Here is an 18,779-nt window from a genome sequence, read left to right on the forward strand (position 1 = left end):
TCCCTGCTCTAGCTCTCCCCAACAACGTTTTACATACGGGGAGATCCACCATGCACCAACGTCAACCACTCGCCCGCCAGGTCAGCCTTGCGCTGCTGCTGGCCGGCACCGGCACCCAGGCCATCGCCGCCAACGAAGACAAAAAGAACGAACCGGCCCTGGAAACCGTCACCGTCACCGCCCAGCACCGCGAACAGACTTTGCAGGAAGTCCCGGTCGCCGTGTCGGCCATCAAGGGCACCAGCATCACTGCCGACGGCGTGCGCGCGATGGGCGACATCACCACCTTCGTGCCCAACGCCTCGGCCAAGAACCCCGACGGCGACGGTCGCCCGCGTTGGTACATCCGCGGCCTGGGCACCGGCGACACTGGCGCGGCGACGGTCTACCCGGTGGGCATCTACGCCGATGACGTGTACCTCAACGCGCCCATCGCCGGTGGTGGGCCGCTGTTCGACCTGGAACGCATCGAAATCCTGCGTGGCCCGCAAGGCACCCTGTATGGCAAGAACACCACGGCCGGCGCGGTCAACGTGATCTCGAAAAAGCCGACCTTCGACACCGACGGCTACGGCACGGTCGGCTTCGGTACCAAGAACGAGCGCATTGTCACCGGTGCCATCGGCGGTGCGCTTGTGGATGAAAAACTGGCTGGGCGGGTAGCGCTGTACTCCGAGGAGCGCGACGGTTTCCAGAACAACGACTTCGATGGCAACACTTACGGCGATGTGAACAAGAAGGCCATCCGCATGCAGTTCCTGGCCCAGCTCAACCCCGACCTGGACGCCCTGCTCAAGCTGCACAGCCGCCAGTTCAAGGGCGACGGCAGCAACGGCTCGCTGCCGGTGGGCCGCTATTACAACGTCGGCTACGAACGCCCGCACGGGCGCGACATCTCGTTGAACGTCAATGAAGACTATCGCCTGGACCACGACGGCGCCTCGCTGACCCTCAACTGGTACCTGGGCGACTACACCCTGACCTCGATCAGTGCCTACGACTACATCCGCAACCGCTCCACCAGCGATGCCGACTACACCCCCTACGAGGTCAACGGCGCGGCCATCACCGACAACAGCTACCGCCAGTGGTCGCAGGAGCTGCGCCTGGCCTCGCCGGAAGACCGCCCACTGCACTGGCTGGTGGGCACCCACTACTTCCATGAAGACCTGGACAGCTCTGCGCAGCGTATCGTCACCCCGGGGCCGACCCCCAACGGTAGCGGCTCAAACCAGGTGGGCACCACCGCGTTCCGCGACCTGGGTTACGATCACCGCACCGACAGCTACGCCCTGTTCGGCAACCTGACCTACGACTTCACCGATGACTTCAGCGTCACCGGCGGCCTGCGCTGGACCCAGGAGAAAAAGGACATCGACCTGGACCTGGTGCAGCAGACCCGTGCCACGGCCAGTGGCCCGCTGATCCCATTGGCTGGAGCAGGCACCAACGGCAACCGCCAGGAAGACAAGACCTGGGAAGCCTGGACTTACGACCTGACGCCTGAATACCGCATCAACGACAACCTGCGGGTGTTCTTCCGCTACGCCCATGGCTTCCGTTCGGGCGGCTTCAACACCGGGCTGTCGACCAGCCTGGCGCAGTTGACCACGGTCGACCCGGAAAAGCTGGACGCCTACGAACTGGGGCTGAAGTCGGAGTGGTTCGACCGCCGCCTCACGGTCAACGCGAACATCTTCTACTACGACTACTCCGACATCCAGGTGAACCTGCTGACGGTGAACAACGGCGTGCTCACCACCGCTCTGACCAACGGCGCCAAGGGCAAGGTCAAGGGCGCGGAACTTGAGATCGAGGGCCAGCCGACCGAACGCCTGCACCTGCGCGCGGCGTTATCGTTCCTGGATACCGAGTACACCGACTTCAAGAACACCAACCCCACCACCGGCGCAGTGACCGGCGACTACAGCGGCAACAGCTTCGTGCGTTCGCCGCGCAACGTGGTGTCGCTGGGGGCGGACTACACCATCCCGCTGGAAGTGGGCGGCAAGCTGGTGGCCGGCGGCGACGTGAGCTTCCGTGACAAGGAGTACTTCCTGGCCGACCGGCAGAGCAGCGCCGACGCCACCCTCAGCCAACCCCACTACACCCTGGCCAACGCACGCCTGAGCTGGTTCAGCCATGACGACAAGCTGAGCGTGACTGGCTTCGTCAACAACCTCACCGACCGCCGCTACCAGGTGCACGGCCGGCCCAACGGCACCGCCGGGCAGTACGTGATCACCTACGGTGACCCGCGCACCGTCGGGCTCAGCGTTACCAGCCGGTTCTGATCATCAAGCCATTGGGCTGCTGTGCAGCAGCCCCAATGCATCACGCTGCATAAAAGGATTACTCCATGCCCCATCCAACCGCCTTGGCCAGCGCCATCGCCCTGGCCATCGCCGGCCTTGCCGTGCCCGCATTCGCCGCCGAACCCTCCGCACGCCTCGACACCGTTGTCGTGGTCGGCACCCATCGCAGCGACGTCACCGCCCTGCAAAGCGCCGCCCCGGTCGATGTGCTGAGCGGCGAAAAACTCCAGCAAACCGGTGCCAGCGACTTGTCCGCCGCGCTCACCGCGCTGTCGCCCTCATTCAGCTTCCCACAGTCGCCGCAAGGTGCGTTTGCCGGCTCCATCGCCCAGGGCGCCTCGCTGCGCGGCCTGGCTTCGGACCAGGTCCTGGTGCTGGTCAACGGCAAACGCCGCCATACCAGCGCCAACGTCACCCGCCAGGGCCTGGTCAACGCCCGGGGCGCGGCAGCGGTGGATCTTAGCCTGATCCCGCTGTCGGCCATCGAACGGGTGGAAATCCTGCGCGATGGCGCCGCCGCTCAGTACGGCTCGGATGCCATCGCCGGGGTGATCAACATCGTACTCAAGGAGCGCGACGAAGGCGGCAACGCCGGCTACCGCTTCGGCGGCTACAAGAAAGGCGACGGCCTGCAGCGCAAACTCAGCGGCTGGAAGGGCTTTGCCCTGCCCAACGACGGCTTCCTGACCCTGGCCTTCGACGCCGGCAGCCAGGACCCCGCCAGCGATACCCGTGACGACAACCGCCTCTTCTACCCCGGCTCCACCAGCATCGACACACCGCGCGAGCAGAACAACCGCTACCGCAACTGGCGCTGGGGCTCGGGCAATGTCTCGGACCAGTACAACTTCACCGCCAATGCCGAAATGGGCTTGAGCGAGGGCCTGAGCGCCTATGGTTTCGCGACCTACGCGCACAAGAACACCGACGCCGAGAACTTCTTCGACCCACCGACCACCCTGCGCAGCAACTATGGCAGCGTAGCCCTGGCGCGCTACCCAGACGGCCGCCTGCCAGTCACCCGCTACGGCCTGGAAGACTATGCCGTCACCGGTGGCCTGCGCCTTGAAAACGACACCCTGGACAACTTCGACCTGGCACTGAACTACGGTAACAACCGCGTCGACTCCACCGACCGCAACGCCATCAATCCCAGCTGGGGCACCACCAGCCCGTCGACCATCAATACCGGCCGCCGCGAAGCAGACCAGACCAACCTGACCCTGGACTGGACCCGCGACTTCGCCAACGACTGGCTGTTCAAGCCATTGACCGTGTCCGCCGGGCTGGCCTGGCGCCAGGAAAACTACGACCTCAGCGAGGGCGATGCTGCCGGCTGGTCCAACGGGCCGCTATTCAACACGATCGACCCGATTACGGGCCGACGCATTCCTGGTTACTACTCGGGGATCACCCAGGTCGATGCGGTGTCGCTGGACCGCCGCGTGATCGGTGCCTACTTCGATGTCGAAGCCCAGCTGACCGAGAAATTCCAGGCCGGCGTGGCGGTGCGCAGCGAACATTACTCGGACTTTGGCGACACCACCAACGGCAAGCTGTCGCTGCGTTACGACTTCACCCCGCAAATTGCCGCGCGGGCCAGTGCCAGCACCGGTTACCGCGCGCCCTCGCTGGTGCAGAGCGGGTTGTCGTCGTTCAGCGTGCAGGTGGTGGAGCAGCCGCCGGGCAGTGGCAACTGGGTCGAGGTGCAGCAGCGCACCCTGCGCGCCGACAGCCCGGAAGCAGCCTTGCTGGGTGGCAAGGCACTGAAGCCGGAAGAGTCGACCAACTTCTCCGTGGGCCTGGTCTGGCAGCCACTGCCTAACGCCTCGGTCACACTCGATGCCTACCGCATCGACATCGACAACCGCATCACCCTGTCCGACCAGTTGCCCGCGTCGGTGGTCGGCCCGATCTTCGCCGGCACGCCCTACGCCAACATCCAGAGCGCGGCGTTCTACACCAACATCGCCGACACCCGCACCGACGGCTTCGAGCTGGCCGGGCATTACCAGCTGGACGTGGGCCGCTGGGGGCGTGTGGACTTCAATGGTGGCTATGCACGCAACAACACCCGCATCACCGGCCTGGGCGACGTGGGCAACATCCCCGGCAACCAGATCATCGGCCGCAACACCCAGGGCCTGATCGAAGACGGCACGCCCAAGGACAAGCTGACCCTCAGCGCCAACTGGCTGTATGACGGCTGGAGCGTCACCGTGGCCCAGCGCCGGTATGGCCAGTGGCAGAACCGCAACGCCGCCAACCCCGCCCTGGACCAGACCTTCAGCCCGCAGTGGGTAACCGACCTGGACGTGTCGTACCACTTCGACCTGGGCCTGACCTTGTCGGCGGGCGCGATCAACCTGTTCGACAGCCACCCGGACAAGCTTGAGGGCGCGCAGTTGTATGGCGTGCCGAAATACTCGATTACCAGCCCGGAGGGGGCGCAGGGGGCGTTCTACTACACCAGTGTGAGTTACGATTTCTGATCTGAAACCGAGTGGGCGGCTTCTCGGGCAAACCCGCGAAGCGCCAACGCCGATGCTGCTGACCGACTGCTGCTGCAGCAACACCGCGCTGCTTCCCCAGCACCATCCCCCTCCCTGCAGCCCTGTAATCCAGGGCCTGCGCCGCCTGGCACAGCTCTTGCGATAAGCCGTTACCCCCAGCTCTCCCAAGGCCAGCCATGCGCGTGCTCTCGTCCCTTACCTGGTTCATCTCACCCCTGGCCCTGCTCACCCTCTGGGCCGTGGTGGCCAATGCCGGACTGTTTCCGGCCAACCTGCTGATCTCGCCGCTGGACGTGTGGCGCAGCCTCACCGACCTGCTGGCCAGCGGCGAGCTGCAGGAGCACCTGGCCGGCAGCCTGTCGCGGCTGGCCCTGGGCTTTACCGGTGGCGCACTGGCCGGCCTGGCCTTTGGCGCGGCACTGGCGCTGTCGAAAACCGTGGAGGCTTACTGCGCCCCTCTGTTCCATACCCTGCGCCAGGTGCCGAGCATCGCGCTGATCCCGATGTTCGTGCTGCTGTTCGGCGTCGACGAAACCTTCAAGGTGGTCATCGTCGCCAAGACCGCGTTCTTCCCGGTGGCGCTGGCCACCTGCGAAGGCATCCGCGCGATCCCGCGCAGTCATTTCGAAGTGGCAGCGGTGTACCGCCTGCGCTGGCCCACGCTGGTAGGCCGGATTGCCCTACCCGCCGCGGTCCCGGCCATTGTCACCGGTATCCGCGTGGCCCTCACCCGTGCCTGGGTGGTGCTGGTGGCCTGCGAACTGCTGGCGGCCGACAGCGGCCTGGGGCAGATGATCGAGATGGGCCGGCAGATGCTGCGCATCGATGTAGTGATGGTCGGCGTGGTGCTGACCGGGCTGATCGGTTTCTGCCTGGATTTCACCCTGCGCCGTGTGCAGCGGCGCCTGTCTGCCTGGCAAAGCCGCTGAGGAGGATGCGATGAAACTGCAGAATGTGCGTGGCCTGGTGTTACCGCTATTGCTGCTCGGTGCCTGGGAATATGCCTCGCGCCAGGGCGCGACTGGCGCCTATGCCTTCGTACCGCTGGCACAGGTAGGTAGCGCACTGGCCGAACTGCTGGCCAGTGGCGAGTTGCTGGTCAACCTGTGGGCGAGCCTGTTGCGCACCTGCAGCGGCCTTGCCATCGGCATCGTCGGCGGTGTCGGCCTGGGGGCGCTGATGGCCCTGTCCGTGCCGGCCAACCGTCTGATCGCGCCGCTGTTCCATGCCCTGCGCCAGGTGCCGATGCTGGGCTGGATCCCGTTGATTGCCCTGTGGCTGGGTAACGGTGAAGGCGCCAAGCTGCTGATCGTCAGCCTGGCGGCGTTGTACCCGATGGTGCTGAACACCTTTGAAAGCCTGCGCCAGGTCGCCGGCCCGCACCGTGAGGCCGCGCGAGTATTGATGCTCGGCCGTTGGCAGCAACTGTGGCTGATCCTGCTGCCGGCGGCATTGCCAGGCATTGCCGCCGGCGTCTTGCAAGCCCTGGCCTTCGCCTGGGTCACCTCGGTGGGCAGCGAGTTGTTCCTGTCCGCCGGGGCTGGCCTTGGCAGCCTGATGATGAACGCCGAGGCTGCGGCGCGCATGGAGATCATCGTGGTCTGCGTGTTGTGTATCGGCCTGTGCGGCTACCTGATGTCCTGGCTGTGTTCCCTGCTTACCCGCCGCCTGCTGCGCTGGCAGCCCACCCGTTGAAAGGCCCGATCATGAACGCTATCGCCCATGCCTTACCCACCAGCGTCAGCCCTGGCGCCCTGACCATCCGCGCCCTGAGCAAGGCCTACCCGCTCAAGGGCAAGCCAGTGCCGGTACTCGAAGACATCGACCTGGACATCCGCCCCGGCGAGTTCGTCAGCATTCTCGGCGCCAGCGGCTGCGGCAAGTCGACCTTGCTGCGACTGATCGTCGGCCTTGATCAGGATTACCAGGGGCAGATCCTGCTGGACCAGCAGGCGGTGCGCGGGCCGGGCCTTGAGCGCGGCATCGTGTTCCAGGACCACCGCCTGTTCCCGTGGATGACCCTGCAGCAGAACATTGCCCTGGCCTTGAAGAACCATAGGTTACCGGTGGCTGAAAAGAGCCGGCTGGTGGCCGAGCACATCGAACTGGTGGGCCTGGGCGGTTACGAGCAGGCCTACCCGCACCAGCTGTCTGGCGGCATGGCCCAGCGCGCGGCGATTGCCCGGGCACTGGTGAACAAACCCAAGGTGCTGTTGCTGGACGAACCGCTCGGCGCACTGGATGCCTTGACCCGGGTGCGTTTGCAACAGGAGCTGCAACGCATCTGGGTGCAGGAGCGCTGCACCGTGATCATGGTGACCCATGACGTCGAAGAGGCTCTGTACCTGGGTGACCGGGTGATCGTGATGGATGCGCGGCCTGGCAGGATAAAGGAAGACATCAGCATCTCCCTGCCCCATCCACGCCGACGAGACAGCGCACGCCTGCACGATCTCAAACAGCGTCTGTTGCAAGAACTGGCCGGCGCTTGAGCTCAGCGTTACGCATCATGCCGAACAGCACCCTGTTCGAACACGTGGGCGGTGGCAAGTCACATTCAGAACAACGCAGGTTCTGGATCAATCATCCTCGGATGTGCGATGGAGATCTCATTGTGCTGCCCACGACTTACCGTTGATCAACCAACCCAACCTGCCCCGCATCGTCAACATGGGGAATCAGCGCACTGGCCTCCAGGTCGCGCATCAGTTCAGTCAGCATCTGCCGCTGGTTCTCGGTGATCGGCGGCGGCACATACCAGGCGCCCACGCTCATGCCCTCACGCTTGTAGCTGAAGGTGCGCAGCAGCTCGCCGTCCTTGTAGACCTTGCCGGTCAGGTTGTGCACGTAGCTGTAGGGCATCGGGAACGTCAGCAGCGTCAGGGCGTTGAGCGCGACCAGAAAACCAGCCCCTTCGCCTGGTGGTTGGCTGATGACCAGGGCGTAACCCTTGCGCGGCAGTCCGTGATCGACGAAAGAGAATGCGCCGGACGACCTGACTGCGCTGGTCAGTTCGTCACGCTCCTGGACGTCGAAGCGGGTGTAGCCATCCGGCAGCACCAACAGGCTCATCGGCACGTAGGGCTTTTGCGCGTGATAGCCCAGCGGCTTCATCGACGGGTTACAGCCACCGAGCAATACCAGCCCGGCCGCCATCAGCGCCACCTTGACCAGGTTGTTCATCGCTGCGCCTCCAGCGGCTTGCTGACCAGGTTGGCGGCCTGCATGTCACGGGCGAAAGCGCGGGCGACACGACGGATGTTTTCCTCGCGCTCAGGAATACCGAGGTCGAGCAGCCAGGCGTACTTGGCCATGTAGTTCTCATAGTGATAGCGCTTCAGCACCTTGCCATCACGCATCACGGTGAAGTCGGCCTTGGTGTCCAGGTCACTCTGCAAGGGCAACAGAAACAGAGTGGCGGCACTGAGGAACAGCAACGGTGCAGGCGCAACCTTGCGCTGGGCATCCAGCTTGACCATCACCTGGGTCTGCCCTTCGCCTGCGGCACCGTTCTCGACCTTGCTGAACACGCCGCTCTCGCGCAGGTAATTGCGTAGCTCGGTGCCGTGCTCGAGCGAATCGACCATTACCGCGATCGGCGGCAGGTAATCCTGGCCTGCCTCGATGCGCGGATCGGGCATGGTCTGGGTACCTGCGCAGCCGGCCAGCAGCAGGCTGGCGCTGAGGAACAGAATCTTTTTCATTGCGGGTTTTCCTGGGTACGGGTCACTTCGCCGGCTGGGCGGCTTGGGGCAGTGGCATGACGAAGGGGAATGCCGGCGCCATGTTCAAGTTCAGGGCCTGCAGGGGCGGCAACCCGGGGGTGTAGCGCCGGGCGATCACTTCATCGCGCGGCTGTTGGTCGCCATGGAAGAACAGGCACGCGGAAAGCCCGAGGCAACGCGAACGGAATTCGCCGATGTAGTACGCCTTGCCTGCTTCCAGGTGCATAGGCACAAGAAACTGTTCCCGTGCCCGGATGGAGCTGTAGCCACCGTTGTAGCCGTTCCAGAAGAACTGGAAGTCATAGAACTCGTAGTCGCCAGGCTTGAGGGGCATGACGAACACGCTGGCCTCGCCGGGCAACGCCTGCTTGTCGGGGCCGCGCACCTCTTCGATGTCCTTCGGGGTGTGGGCCACCTCGGCGAAACCCCACCATGCCGCCGCGCCGTCCTGCGCGCCACGTTTGCGCAGGAGGATGCGTTGGTTGGTGTAGGCACTATCGCGGCCAAGGGGGCCGATGCTGCCTACCAGGTACGTTACTGGACCACCGGCGGCAGGTTGCAGGGCCTCGCTGACCAGGGCGGGGGATTTGGCGGCGCAGCCGGTGAGTAGGGCAAGCGGTAACAGACGTGCGAACGCACGGAGCAATCCAGGCATGAAAAATCCTTGGGGCGGGTCTCGATCCATCGGCAGCTGCAATCAGCAAGCACCTCAGCTGCGGGGGCGCAATGATATAGCGCGGCAAGGGATCAGGCGAGCAGGAATACGGCCTTTTGCCACCACCCTTGCGCAGGCACTATTGCCCTCCCTCAATCCGAGCAACGACAACGCATTGAGCCGAGCGCCCCATTGGTCAGGCGGTCATGGCGGATCGCCTTCAGGGGGCTATCGTTGCTTGTCTGGGCGACCACGACCGACGAGGGCGGTGCCATGAATACCAGTGATCTACTCGAACAGCTGCTGCGGGCCGGACAAGCTTCGCAGATGCAACAAGGGAGCGGCGGCAGGTCATCGCAAGACAGCCTGGGTGACTTGGGTGGTTTGCTTGGCGGCCTGCTTGGCGGTGGCGGTACAACGGCTGGTGGTGGTGGCCTTGGTGGTTTGCTGGGCGGTCTGTTGGGCGGCGGTGGCAGCAACACTGGCGGCTCTCCCCAGGGGCGTTCCGCGGGCGGCGTCAACTACGCGGCCCTGGCGTCGCTGGGAATGATGGCATTCAAGGCCTATCAAAGCTGGCAGCGCAGCCAGGCGGCAGCCCCACAGCAGGCGGTCCGCACGGTGGATCAACTGTCCGGCCCCGAGGCCGAGGATCACAGCCATGCGATCCTGCGCGCGCTGATTGCGGCGGCCAAGGCCGATGGGCGCATCGACCAGCAGGAAGAACAGTTGATCTACGCCGAAATCAAACGCCAGACCAGCGACCCGCAACTGCAGCAATGGCTGGATGAAGAAGTCAGCAAGCCACTCGATGCTGCCGAGGTGGCGCAGTCGGCGCGGGACCCGGCCATGGCCGCGGAAATGTACCTGGCCAGCGTGATGCTGGTGGATGACCAGCAGGAAGCAGAGCGGGCCTACCTGGATGAGCTGGCCGGCGCACTGCAACTCGATCCGGCATTGCAGGTGCATCTGGAGCAGCAGGCCAAGGGCGCCGCCTGACTTGGATGCGATGCCTGCGCTCGCCATTGATCCGCGGCCAGAGTGGGCAAGGCTTTCGCGACGACAGCCTTGGGGCGATCGCTACCATCTGCGAGTGATCGCTTACGACTCAAAATACTCGCCCCAACCTGTCGGACCGGCCATCCGTTCCCAGACTCAAGTAGAGGAATGCCATGCTCAATGAAACAAACGATAACCGCACTGTCTACCAAGCAGCCTGCCATTGTGGGACGGTGCAATTCTCATTGCGCTTGACCGACGGCACGCGTACAGCGCGTAGGTGCAACTGCTCTCTGTGCCGTATGCGTGGTGCCGTGGCGGTATCAGCTAACCTGGGCGACATCACTGTTACCAAAGGGGAAGAGGCGCTGACTCTTTATCAGTTCAACACACGCGAAGCAAAGCACTACTTCTGCTCGAAGTGTGGCATCTACACCTTCCACCAGCGCCGTTCTGCGCCCAATCAGTACGGAGTTAATGTGGCCTGCATTGAGGGCATGAGCCCATTTGACTTCCCAGAGGTGCCTGTCTGTGAAGGTCGGACTCATCCTAAAGACCGTGTAGTCGGGGGCTCCGAGGTTGCAGGATGGGTGCGATATGAAAGCACCGCAGAGTGACTGCACAGCCTGCCTGGCGACAGCGCTGCGAGAGCGGGTGGCTCTCGCTGCAAAGAGCGCATCCACTGTGCACGCCACTGGTTCACCAGTATGAGCCATGAAGTCTAAAGGAAGCCAATTCGAAGTTGAGACCGAGGCTATGGCCTCATCACCTGCAACGTCAATTCATATCCAGACGCCATTCACCGCAGTTCGCTCCCCGCCTTCATGGCCGGTGTTCAAAACGCCTCGCGGCTCGATCATCATCAGTTTCGTTTCCGCCTGCGCCGCCGCTCTGTGCTCCACACCACGCGGCACGACATACAGCTCACCCGGCTGCACATACACGCTGCCCTCTGGCAGATCGATACGCAAGGTGCCTTCAAGCACCAGGAACGCTTTCAGTCCAGGCGCCGCAGCGTGACAAAACGGTATGGGCTGGTGCCGTAAAGGGCTCGAAAGTCCCGTGACTATGGTCGTTATCTGTGAAACACCACACTAGAACCTCAGCGGCCGTGTGCTATGTTTCTGACTCCACTCATTATTCCCCGCCCCTAAGCGCTTTGGTGCCACGACTCATGCAGTTCGTAAAATATCACGCGGCTGGCAATGACTATCTCGTCTACCACGACAATACCCCCTTCGAATGCTGTAACCGGGCTATTTCGGTGATATGCGACCGGCATAGAGGACTGGGCAGTGACGGCATCCTGGTTCCTGTCGTCCAGCCAGGCAAGATGCTCTCAGTGCAGATTTTCAACACCGATGGCTCCGAGGCGGAAAAGAGTGGCAATGGCTTGCGAATCCTGTGTCGCTACCTTTGGGATCAGGGCATCGTTTCGCACGAACCGTTCGAGTTGATCACCAAAGGGGGTAAGGTTTATTGCCAGGTACTCGACTCCGGCCGACGCATTTCCATCGCCATGGGCATGGCGACATTCCCCGAGACCGAACGACACTCAATGGAAGTCGATGGCATGCGCCTGCAGCTGAACCTTGTGTCGATGGGCAATCCCCATTGCGTAGTGTTTGTCGATCAGACGACTGAGGCACTTGCACGCAAGCTCGGGCCAACCATTGAGCGGTTGTCTCTGTTCCCAAACAGAACCAATGTTCAATTCGTGCAGGTTGTCGATCGCCGAAACCTGATGGTGCAGATCTGGGAGCGTGGCGTGGGCTACACCCTATCTTCAGGCACCAGCAGCTGTGCCGCTGCGGCAGTCTCACGACGACTTGGGTTCGTTGAGGATCAGGTGACAGTGCACATGCCTGGCGGTCAAATCACCATCGAACTTGATGAGGAGAACAACGTACTCATGCAGGGCCCGGTGTGCAAAGTCGGGCGGTACTGGTTGGATCAGGAATGTCTGAGCCAGATCGGCTGAATACGCTTGCCCTCAGACGATCCACCGTGGATCATCTGGTCATTGTGTCACCGCCCCTTCCATTGGGAGCGCAATTCGTTGAGCGTCAGCTTGGAGTACGATTGCAGCCAGGTGGTGCGCATACGCGCATGAGTAGAAAGCCAGCTCGAATCTATTCGCTTACGACCCAAGCGGGCTATCCCCCTATGGGACGCCCTCGGCCAATAGCGGATATTTGAGGCATCGCCTCAGATCGAGCGCTGGTTCACGCGGGCAGAGAGTTGCTCGGCGTTTTCCTTGCGTTCCGAATAGCGATCCACCAAGAACGCCTGGCGGTCGCGCAACAGAACGGTGAACTTCACCAGCTCCTCCATGACGTCCACCACACGATCGTAGTACGGCGAGGGTTTCATCCGCCCGGCGTCATCAAACTCAAGGTAGGCTTTGGGCAGCGAAGACTGGTTGGGAATGGTGAACATGCGCATCCAGCGGCCAAGCACGCGCAACTGGTTGACCACGTTGAATGACTGCGAGCCGCCACACACCTGCATGACCGCCAGAGTCTTGCCTTGAGTGGGGCGAACCGCACCCAGTGCCAGAGGAATCCAGTCGATCTGCGCCTTGAACACTGCTGACATTGCACCGTGGCGCTCTGGCGAGCACCAGACCTGGCCTTCCGACCACTGCACCAGATCACGCAGCTCCTGCACCTTGGGGTGCTCGACAGGCACATCGTCAGGTAGCGGCAGGCCCGACGGATTGAAGACCCTGGTCTCGGCACCGAAGTGCTCCAGCAGGCGTGCAGCTTCTTCCACCAGCAGGCGACTGAAGGAACGTTCGCGGGTCGATCCATACAGCAACAGGATGCGCGGTTTGTGCTCGCTGGAGCGGGTTGCCGCTGGCGGTAGATCGAACAGCGAGAGATCGAGATTAGGCAGTTGCTCGGACATGTTTCCTCCTGCTCAAAGCGTAGCGATGCGATCCAGCTCGTTTTTGAGCTGCTCACGGTCCAGATTTTCGAATGGCAGGGCGAAGAAGGCCTGGCAGCGAGACTGGATCCGGGCCAGCGTGGCGCGGAATGCAGCATCGACCGACGCTTCGTCAGCCACGACAGCGGACGGATCCTCCAGCCCCCAGTGCGTCTTCAGCGCAGGGCCGAAATACACCGGGCAGGCTTCGCCGGCAGCGTTGTCGCAAACGGTGATGACGATGTCAGGAGGGCAGCTCTCGAAAGCGTCATTGCCCTTGCTGCTCAGCCCCTCGATCGAGATGCCGGCATGCTGCAAGGTGGTCAGGCTGCGAGGCAACACTTGGCCTTTCGGGAAACTGCCGGAACTGACGGCTTCAAATCCGTGAGGCGCCAGGTGATTGAACATGGCCTCGGAAAGGATGCTGCGGCAGCTGTTGGCCGTACACATGAATAGGACTCGCATGAAAGCTCCTGCGCTTCGTGGCGGGTTTCAGAGGCTGAGGCGCAATGCCAGAGCCGAAAGGGTGATCAGTAGAACTGGCAGCGTCAGCAGGATGCCGACTTTGAAGTAGTAACCCCAGGTGATGCGCATGCCTTTGCGCTCCAGCACGTGCAGCCAGAGCAGCGTGGCGAGGCTGCCGATGGGGGTGATTTTCGGGCCGAGGTCGCAGCCGATGATGTTGGCGTAGATCATCGCCTCGCGTACCAGCCCTTGCGCCTCGCTGGCCTGGATCGACAAAGCGCCGATCAGCACGCTGGGCATGTTGTTCATGACCGAGGACAGCAATGCAGCGATCAGCCCGGTGCCGATGGCGGCACTCCACAGCCCTTGCTGCGCAAGGCGGTCGAACAGGTGGGTGAGCATGTCGGTAAGGCCGGCGTTCTTCAGCCCGTATACCACCAGGTACATACCGAGGGAAAAGATCACCACCTGCCAGGGTGCCTCGCGCAGCACACGACGGGTCGAGATGCGGTGGCCACGGGCGGCGACGGCAAACAGGATCGCTGCACAAGTTGCTGCTACCGCACTGATCGGGATACCCAGTGGTTCCAGTGCGAACAAGCCGATCAGCAACACCAGCAACACCCAGCCACCAACCTTGAAGGTTGCGCGGTCATGGATTGCCTCGTTTGGCATCTTCAGGGCCGCGACCGCGTACTGTCTCGGAATATCACGGCGGAAGAACAGGAACAGCACCAGCAGGGTTGCCGACACGCTGGCGAAATTCACTGGCACCATCACCGAAGCGTATTCGCTGAAGCCCAACCTGAAGTAGTCGGCCGAGACGATGTTCACCAGATTGGAGACCACCAATGGCAGGCTCGCCGTGTCGGCGATGAAGCCGGCGGCCATGACGAAGGCCAGTGTCGCGGCGGGCGAGAAACGCAGCGCGAGCAGCATCGACATGACGATAGGTGTGAGGATCAGCGCCGCACCATCGTTGGCAAACAGCGCCGACATGGCGGCGCCGAGCAGCACACAGAAGGCGAACAGGCGATAGCCGCTGCCGTTTGCCCAGCGCGCCACGTGTAGCGCGGCCCACTCGAAGAAACCGGCCTCATCCAGCAGCAGGCTGATGATGATGACGGCGATGAAGGTGACGGTGGCGTTCCAGACGATGGCCCACACCGTCGGGATGTCGTGCAGCGAAACGGCGCCTGCCGCCAGGGCGATGAGGGCACCGAGCGCTGCGCTCCAGCCAACGCCAAGCCCCTTCGGCTGCCAGATGACCAGGATGAGGGTGAAAACGAAGACTGCAATCGCTACCAGCATGATGACCTCGTACAGTGATGATCAGCAGCAGGCAGCGTCACGAACGGGGCGACCATCCATGTTCTGCAGGCGCAGGGTGTTTTCTGCCAACCATTGCGTGTTGGCCTGCAGTGTCGCCTGCAAGATCTCGTGTACCCAGGCGGGCAGATCCGGGTTGAGGCGGTAATACACCCATTGCCCTTGGCGGCGGTCCAGCAGCATGCCACTGCTGCGCAGCTGCGCCAGGTGGCGACTGATCTTCGGCTGGCTGTCGTTCAGCGCGCACATCAGCTCGCAGACACACAGCTCACCGAGACTGGCGATCAGCAGGCTGGCGCGAGCACGAGTTTCGTCAGACAGGCTCTTGAACACATCGGGCGGGGTTATCATGGCTGCACCAATACATATGGAAATACGAATATACGGATTTCCACATGTATATTGCAAGCGCGTTCAGGCGCGCCAGGGGTGGTCAGTTTTCGCGGTACAACAATCGATCAGGCTGATGATTACTATCGAGCGCCCCGCCTGTCGGCTCGGCAAAATCGTCTCTTATAATCGCCAACCATTTTTCCCGCTCCCCGGTCCGCCCCAGGCGGCATCCCCCATGGAATCCAACACCATGTCCAGCGTCACTCCGCCGTCTCACGGCCGTCCCGAACACAGTCAACAAAGCGTCAGCCAACAGTGGCTGGCGATTCTCTCGGTCGCCGTGGGCGCCTTCGCCCTGGTCACCAGTGAGTTTCTCCCGGTGGGCGTACTCAACGATGTCGCCAGCGACCTGGGCATCAGCGCCGGGCAGGCCGGCCTGATGGTCACCCTGCCCGGCATCATGGCCGCCCTCGCCGCGCCCTTGCTGTCGGTGGGCATCGGCGCCCTGGACCGTCGCTACCTGCTGATCGGCCTGACGATGATCATGATCCTCGCCAACGCCGTCGTGGCCTACGCCAGCGACTTCAGCCTGCTGCTGTTCGGCCGCGTGCTGCTGGGCATCAGCATCGGCGGTTTCTGGGCCACCGCCATTGCCCTCAGTGGCCGGCTGGCACCCAAGGGCGTGGGCGTGGCCCAGGCCACCTCGATCATCATGGTCGGCGTGACCCTGGCCACCGTGCTGGGCGTGCCGGTCGGCACCTGGCTGAGTGGCCTGATGGGCTGGCGCATGACCTTCCTGGCCACCGCGCTGGTAGGCGTGCCGGTGCTGCTGGCGCAGGTCTTCCTGCTGCCACGGCTCACCCCCGACAAAGCCATTCGCATCAGCGACCTGCCGGCGCTGTTCGTCAATCCGCAAGCGCGGGTCGGGTTGATCGCGGTATTGCTGATCGGCCTGGCGCATTTTGCCGCCTATACCTATGTCGCACCGTTCTTCAAGCAGAGCGCCGGTTTCGATGGGCCGACCATTGGTTCGCTGCTGTTGCTGTATGGCGTGGCCGGGGTGATCGGCAACATCTTCGCCGGTTTCGCCGCCAACCGCAGCGTGCGCCACACCTTGTTGCTGGTCGCCCTGATGATCGGTATCAGCACCGCTCTGTTCCCCTACTTCGCCACCGGCATGACCGGCGCCGCGATGCTGATCGCGCTGTGGGGCTTCGCCTTCGGCGCCTTCCCCGCCTGCGCCAGTATCTGGATGTTCGTGGTGGCGCCCAAGGATGTCGAACGCGGCATGCCGCTGTTCGTCGCCATGTTCCAGGTGATCATCGCCTTGGGCTCGTTCTTCGGCGGGCGCATTGTCGACCAGCTCGGTACCGCGGTGCTGTTGAGCCTGGCCACGGCCCTGGTGGGCTGCGGTTTTGTCGCGGTACTGGTGCTCGGACGCAACGTCTCCAATCGGATGGCGGCGCAGCCTTGCTGACCGATCGCGGTAGATGACACTGGGCAGCAGCTGGCCTCAGGAGGACACGAGCGGCAAGGCGAACACCTCGATGTGCGGTATGGTTGCACGATCGCTACGGCGTTGCCGATCAACGCCGCGCCCTTCCGGAGACCAGCATGCTGCGTGTTTTTGAACGATGGCTCGACCCCTTCCCCCCTGACGAAATACCACCGCCACCGCTAGGCCTGCTGCGCTTCTTGTGGGCCTGCACGCAGGGCGCGCGCGGTTACATCCTGGCCCTCGCGCTGTTCAGTGCCGGCGTGTCGATCTATGAAGCCTGGCTGTTTTCCTTCCTCGGCCAGGTGGTCGACCTGCTTCCCGCCTGGCAGGCAGGCGGCGCAAGTGAACAGGAAAGCCGCGTGCTCTGGAGCATCGGCAGCGTGCTGCTGGGCAGTATCGTGCTGGTGGCCCTGCGCACCCTGATGCAGCACCAGGTGCTGGCGATCAACCTGCCGCTGCGCCTGCGCTGGGATTTCCATCGGCTGATGCTGCGCCAGAGCCTGTCGTTCTTCTCCGACGAGTTTTCCGGCCGGGTCACCACCAAGGTGATGCAGACCGCGCTGGCCGTGCGCGAGGTGCTGTTCACCCTGATCGAGGTCCTGCCCGGCATCGGCGTGTACTTCATCGCCATCATCGCCCTGGCCGGCGGTTTCGCCCTGCAGCTGATGCTGCCGTTCCTGGCCTGGGGCGCCCTGTTCGGGCTGGCCATGCTGTACTTCGTGCCGCGCCTGGGCAAGGTCGGCCAGGAGCAGGCCCATGCGCGGTCATCGATGACCGGGCGCATCTCCGATGCCTACACCAACATCACCACGGTGAAACTGTTCTCCCACTCCAAACGCGAAGCGCACTTTGCGCGGGCGGCGATGGAAGACTTCAAGCTCACCGGTTTTCGTCAAATGCGCCTGGTCAGCCAGTTCGAGATCGTCAACCAGGCGCTGGTGGTCGGCTTGATCCTGGGCGCTGGCGGCTATGCCCTGTGGCTCTGGCACCAGGGCCAGGTCGGCGCGGGCGCCGTGGCGGCGGTCACGGCCATGGCCCTGCGGATCAACGGCATGTCGCACTGGATCATGTGGCAGATGACCTCCCTGTTCGAAAACATCGGCACCGTGCAGGACGGCATGGCCACCCTGACCCGCGGCCCCAAGGTGCAGGATGCGCCCGACGCCGGCACGCTGGTGACCCGTGGTGGCGCGGTGACCTTCGACAAGGTGAGTTTCAACTACAACGGCGAACGCCAGGTGCTCGATGACCTGAGCCTGCACATCCGCCCCGGCGAAAAAGTCGGCCTGGTGGGCCGCTCCGGCGCCGGCAAGTCCACGCTGATCAACCTGCTGCTGCGCTTCTACGACGTCAACGACGGCGAGATCCGCATCGACGGGCAGAACATCGCCCAGGTCACCCAGGACAGCCTGCGCAGCGCCATCGGCATGGTCACCCAGGACACGTCGTTGCTGCACCGCTCCATCCGCGACAACATCGCCTATGGCCGCCCCGAAGCGACCGATGCGCAGATCCGCAGCGCCGCGGCCAACGCCCAGGCCGATGGTTTCATCAGCCAGCTGAGCGATCGGCAAGGCCACAGCGGTTACGACACCCTGGTGGGCGAGCGTGGCATCAAGCTGTCCGGTGGCCAGCGCCAGCGCATTGCCATTGCCCGGGTGATGCTCAAGAACGCGCCGATCCTGTTGCTCGACGAAGCCACCAGCGCCCTGGACTCGGAGGTCGAAGTCGCGATCCAGGAAAGCCTCGACGACATGATGCAGGGCAAGACCGTCATCGCCATCGCCCACCGCTTGTCCACGATCGCCGCCATGGACCGGCTCATCGTCATGGACGAAGGAAGCATCATCGAACAAGGCAGCCATGCCGAACTGCTCGAAAGGAACGGCACCTATGCACGGCTGTGGCGGCATCAAAGCGGTGGGTTCCTGGGGGAGGACCAGGGGCTGGCGGAGGCTGTGGAGTAGCGTAAAGCAGGGAAACGTCGTGAAAGTCGCGGCTCGGAAAATACCGCCCCCTGCC

Annotated in this window: 18 protein-coding genes and 1 pseudogene; 11 read left to right on the forward strand and 8 right to left on the reverse strand. The window is 63.3% G+C overall.

Features of this window, described 5'->3' with window-relative positions; all coding sequences use genetic code 11:
* Positions 1-50: 50 nt before the first annotated feature.
* The 5 genes from AAHK21_RS02280 to AAHK21_RS02300 all read left to right on the forward strand — a co-directional run bounded on the left by AAHK21_RS02280 (position 51) and on the right by AAHK21_RS02300 (position 7,320).
* Positions 51-2,294 (forward strand): TonB-dependent receptor, encoded by a 2,244-nt coding sequence (locus tag AAHK21_RS02280; RefSeq protein ID WP_367856267.1) that lies wholly within the window; start codon positions 51-53, stop codon positions 2,292-2,294.
* A 65-nt stretch (positions 2,295-2,359) separates the two neighbouring features.
* On the forward strand, positions 2,360-4,807 hold the full coding sequence (locus AAHK21_RS02285; protein WP_367856268.1) for a TonB-dependent receptor plug domain-containing protein: 2,448 nt from the start codon (positions 2,360-2,362) through the stop codon (positions 4,805-4,807).
* A gap of 197 nt (positions 4,808-5,004) precedes the next feature.
* Positions 5,005-5,757, forward strand: coding sequence for an ABC transporter permease (locus AAHK21_RS02290; protein WP_102683998.1), 753 nt, complete (start codon positions 5,005-5,007; stop codon positions 5,755-5,757).
* A gap of 10 nt (positions 5,758-5,767) precedes the next feature.
* Positions 5,768-6,523 carry an ABC transporter permease gene (locus AAHK21_RS02295; protein ID WP_110699582.1) on the forward strand — a complete coding sequence of 252 codons (756 nt, stop codon included), beginning with the start codon at positions 5,768-5,770 and terminating at the stop codon, positions 6,521-6,523.
* 11 nt (positions 6,524-6,534) lie between these two features.
* Complete coding sequence (locus AAHK21_RS02300; protein ID WP_367856269.1) at positions 6,535-7,320, forward strand: ABC transporter ATP-binding protein; 786 nt, start codon at positions 6,535-6,537, stop codon at positions 7,318-7,320.
* A gap of 136 nt (positions 7,321-7,456) precedes the next feature.
* Here the strand turns inward: AAHK21_RS02300 and AAHK21_RS02305 are convergent, their stop codons facing one another.
* Genes AAHK21_RS02305 through AAHK21_RS02315 form a run of 3 tightly spaced genes read right to left on the reverse strand, consistent with a single transcriptional unit; the run spans position 7,457 to position 9,208 of the window.
* Positions 7,457-8,011 (reverse strand): hypothetical protein, encoded by a 555-nt coding sequence (locus tag AAHK21_RS02305; protein WP_367856270.1) that lies wholly within the window; start codon positions 8,009-8,011, stop codon positions 7,457-7,459.
* Positions 8,008-8,532, reverse strand: coding sequence for a hypothetical protein (locus tag AAHK21_RS02310; protein WP_367856271.1), 525 nt, complete (start codon positions 8,530-8,532; stop codon positions 8,008-8,010). Before AAHK21_RS02310 ends, AAHK21_RS02305 begins: the two co-directional genes overlap by 4 nt.
* Positions 8,533-8,554: 22 nt before the next feature.
* Positions 8,555-9,208 (reverse strand): hypothetical protein, encoded by a 654-nt coding sequence (locus tag AAHK21_RS02315; RefSeq protein WP_104444015.1) that lies wholly within the window; start codon positions 9,206-9,208, stop codon positions 8,555-8,557.
* Positions 9,209-9,481: 273 nt separating this feature from the next.
* On the opposite strand from AAHK21_RS02315, the gene AAHK21_RS02320 reads away from it, so the two are divergent.
* Positions 9,482-10,204, forward strand: coding sequence for a tellurite resistance TerB family protein (locus AAHK21_RS02320; RefSeq protein WP_367856272.1), 723 nt, complete (start codon positions 9,482-9,484; stop codon positions 10,202-10,204).
* A gap of 173 nt (positions 10,205-10,377) precedes the next feature.
* Positions 10,378-10,821 (forward strand): GFA family protein, encoded by a 444-nt coding sequence (locus AAHK21_RS02325; RefSeq protein ID WP_367856273.1) that lies wholly within the window; start codon positions 10,378-10,380, stop codon positions 10,819-10,821.
* Between the two features lie 165 nt (positions 10,822-10,986).
* Here AAHK21_RS02325 and AAHK21_RS02330 read toward each other — a convergent pair.
* Positions 10,987-11,202, reverse strand: a pseudogene (locus AAHK21_RS02330) (cupin domain-containing protein); the annotation flags it as partial.
* Positions 11,203-11,378: 176 nt separating this feature from the next.
* Between AAHK21_RS02330 and dapF the strand changes: the two are divergent.
* Both dapF and AAHK21_RS02340 read left to right on the forward strand, forming a co-directional pair.
* A complete protein-coding gene (gene dapF / locus AAHK21_RS02335; RefSeq protein ID WP_367856274.1) occupies positions 11,379-12,185 on the forward strand; it encodes a diaminopimelate epimerase in 807 nt (268 codons plus the stop codon).
* On the forward strand, positions 12,164-12,403 hold the full coding sequence (locus tag AAHK21_RS02340; protein ID WP_367856275.1) for a VOC family protein: 240 nt from the start codon (positions 12,164-12,166) through the stop codon (positions 12,401-12,403). The genes dapF and AAHK21_RS02340 overlap by 22 nt, the downstream gene beginning before the upstream one ends.
* Before the next feature lie 9 nt (positions 12,404-12,412).
* On the opposite strand, the gene arsH is transcribed toward AAHK21_RS02340, so the two are convergent.
* The 4 genes from arsH to AAHK21_RS02360 are packed head-to-tail and all read right to left on the reverse strand — an operon-like array spanning position 12,413 to position 15,277.
* Entirely contained in the window at positions 12,413-13,114 is a 702-nt protein-coding gene (arsH, locus tag AAHK21_RS02345; RefSeq protein WP_217866279.1) for an arsenical resistance protein ArsH, read from the reverse strand.
* Between the two features lie 12 nt (positions 13,115-13,126).
* Complete coding sequence (locus AAHK21_RS02350; RefSeq protein WP_367856276.1) at positions 13,127-13,597, reverse strand: arsenate reductase ArsC; 471 nt, start codon at positions 13,595-13,597, stop codon at positions 13,127-13,129.
* A 27-nt stretch (positions 13,598-13,624) separates the two neighbouring features.
* Positions 13,625-14,908 carry an arsenic transporter gene (locus AAHK21_RS02355; protein ID WP_313650926.1) on the reverse strand — a complete coding sequence of 428 codons (1,284 nt, stop codon included), beginning with the start codon at positions 14,906-14,908 and terminating at the stop codon, positions 13,625-13,627.
* Positions 14,909-14,929: 21 nt separating this feature from the next.
* A complete protein-coding gene (locus AAHK21_RS02360; protein WP_094011131.1) occupies positions 14,930-15,277 on the reverse strand; it encodes a metalloregulator ArsR/SmtB family transcription factor in 348 nt (115 codons plus the stop codon).
* 232 nt (positions 15,278-15,509) lie between these two features.
* Here AAHK21_RS02360 and AAHK21_RS02365 point away from each other — a divergent pair, with 232 nt between their 5' ends.
* Positions 15,510-16,736, forward strand: coding sequence for an MFS transporter (locus AAHK21_RS02365; RefSeq protein ID WP_367858936.1), 1,227 nt, complete (start codon positions 15,510-15,512; stop codon positions 16,734-16,736).
* Between the two features lie 137 nt (positions 16,737-16,873).
* A complete protein-coding gene (locus tag AAHK21_RS02370) occupies positions 16,874-18,724 on the forward strand; it encodes an ABC transporter ATP-binding protein (RefSeq protein ID WP_367856277.1) in 1,851 nt (616 codons plus the stop codon).
* The last annotated feature ends 55 nt before the right edge of the window (positions 18,725-18,779 follow it).

It is taken from the genome of Pseudomonas sp. TE50-2, from assembly GCF_040813665.1.
Lineage (GTDB): Bacteria > Pseudomonadota > Gammaproteobacteria > Pseudomonadales > Pseudomonadaceae > Aquipseudomonas > Aquipseudomonas soli.

Coding starts and splice junctions, on each gene's coding strand:
- AAHK21_RS02280 (WP_367856267.1), top strand. CDS start 51: ATGCACCAACGTCAACCACTCGCCCGCCAGGTCAGCCTTGCGCTGCTG.
- AAHK21_RS02285 (WP_367856268.1), top strand. CDS start 2,360: ATGCCCCATCCAACCGCCTTGGCCAGCGCCATCGCCCTGGCCATCGCC.
- AAHK21_RS02290 (WP_102683998.1), top strand. CDS start 5,005: ATGCGCGTGCTCTCGTCCCTTACCTGGTTCATCTCACCCCTGGCCCTG.
- AAHK21_RS02295 (WP_110699582.1), top strand. CDS start 5,768: ATGAAACTGCAGAATGTGCGTGGCCTGGTGTTACCGCTATTGCTGCTC.
- AAHK21_RS02300 (WP_367856269.1), top strand. CDS start 6,535: ATGAACGCTATCGCCCATGCCTTACCCACCAGCGTCAGCCCTGGCGCC.
- AAHK21_RS02305 (WP_367856270.1), bottom strand. CDS start 8,011: ATGAACAACCTGGTCAAGGTGGCGCTGATGGCGGCCGGGCTGGTATTG.
- AAHK21_RS02310 (WP_367856271.1), bottom strand. CDS start 8,532: ATGAAAAAGATTCTGTTCCTCAGCGCCAGCCTGCTGCTGGCCGGCTGC.
- AAHK21_RS02315 (WP_104444015.1), bottom strand. CDS start 9,208: ATGCCTGGATTGCTCCGTGCGTTCGCACGTCTGTTACCGCTTGCCCTA.
- AAHK21_RS02320 (WP_367856272.1), top strand. CDS start 9,482: ATGAATACCAGTGATCTACTCGAACAGCTGCTGCGGGCCGGACAAGCT.
- AAHK21_RS02325 (WP_367856273.1), top strand. CDS start 10,378: ATGCTCAATGAAACAAACGATAACCGCACTGTCTACCAAGCAGCCTGC.
- dapF (WP_367856274.1), top strand. CDS start 11,379: ATGCAGTTCGTAAAATATCACGCGGCTGGCAATGACTATCTCGTCTAC.
- AAHK21_RS02340 (WP_367856275.1), top strand. CDS start 12,164: ATGTCTGAGCCAGATCGGCTGAATACGCTTGCCCTCAGACGATCCACC.
- arsH (WP_217866279.1), bottom strand. CDS start 13,114: ATGTCCGAGCAACTGCCTAATCTCGATCTCTCGCTGTTCGATCTACCG.
- AAHK21_RS02350 (WP_367856276.1), bottom strand. CDS start 13,597: ATGCGAGTCCTATTCATGTGTACGGCCAACAGCTGCCGCAGCATCCTT.
- AAHK21_RS02355 (WP_313650926.1), bottom strand. CDS start 14,908: ATGCTGGTAGCGATTGCAGTCTTCGTTTTCACCCTCATCCTGGTCATC.
- AAHK21_RS02360 (WP_094011131.1), bottom strand. CDS start 15,277: ATGATAACCCCGCCCGATGTGTTCAAGAGCCTGTCTGACGAAACTCGT.
- AAHK21_RS02365 (WP_367858936.1), top strand. CDS start 15,510: ATGTCCAGCGTCACTCCGCCGTCTCACGGCCGTCCCGAACACAGTCAA.
- AAHK21_RS02370 (WP_367856277.1), top strand. CDS start 16,874: ATGCTGCGTGTTTTTGAACGATGGCTCGACCCCTTCCCCCCTGACGAA.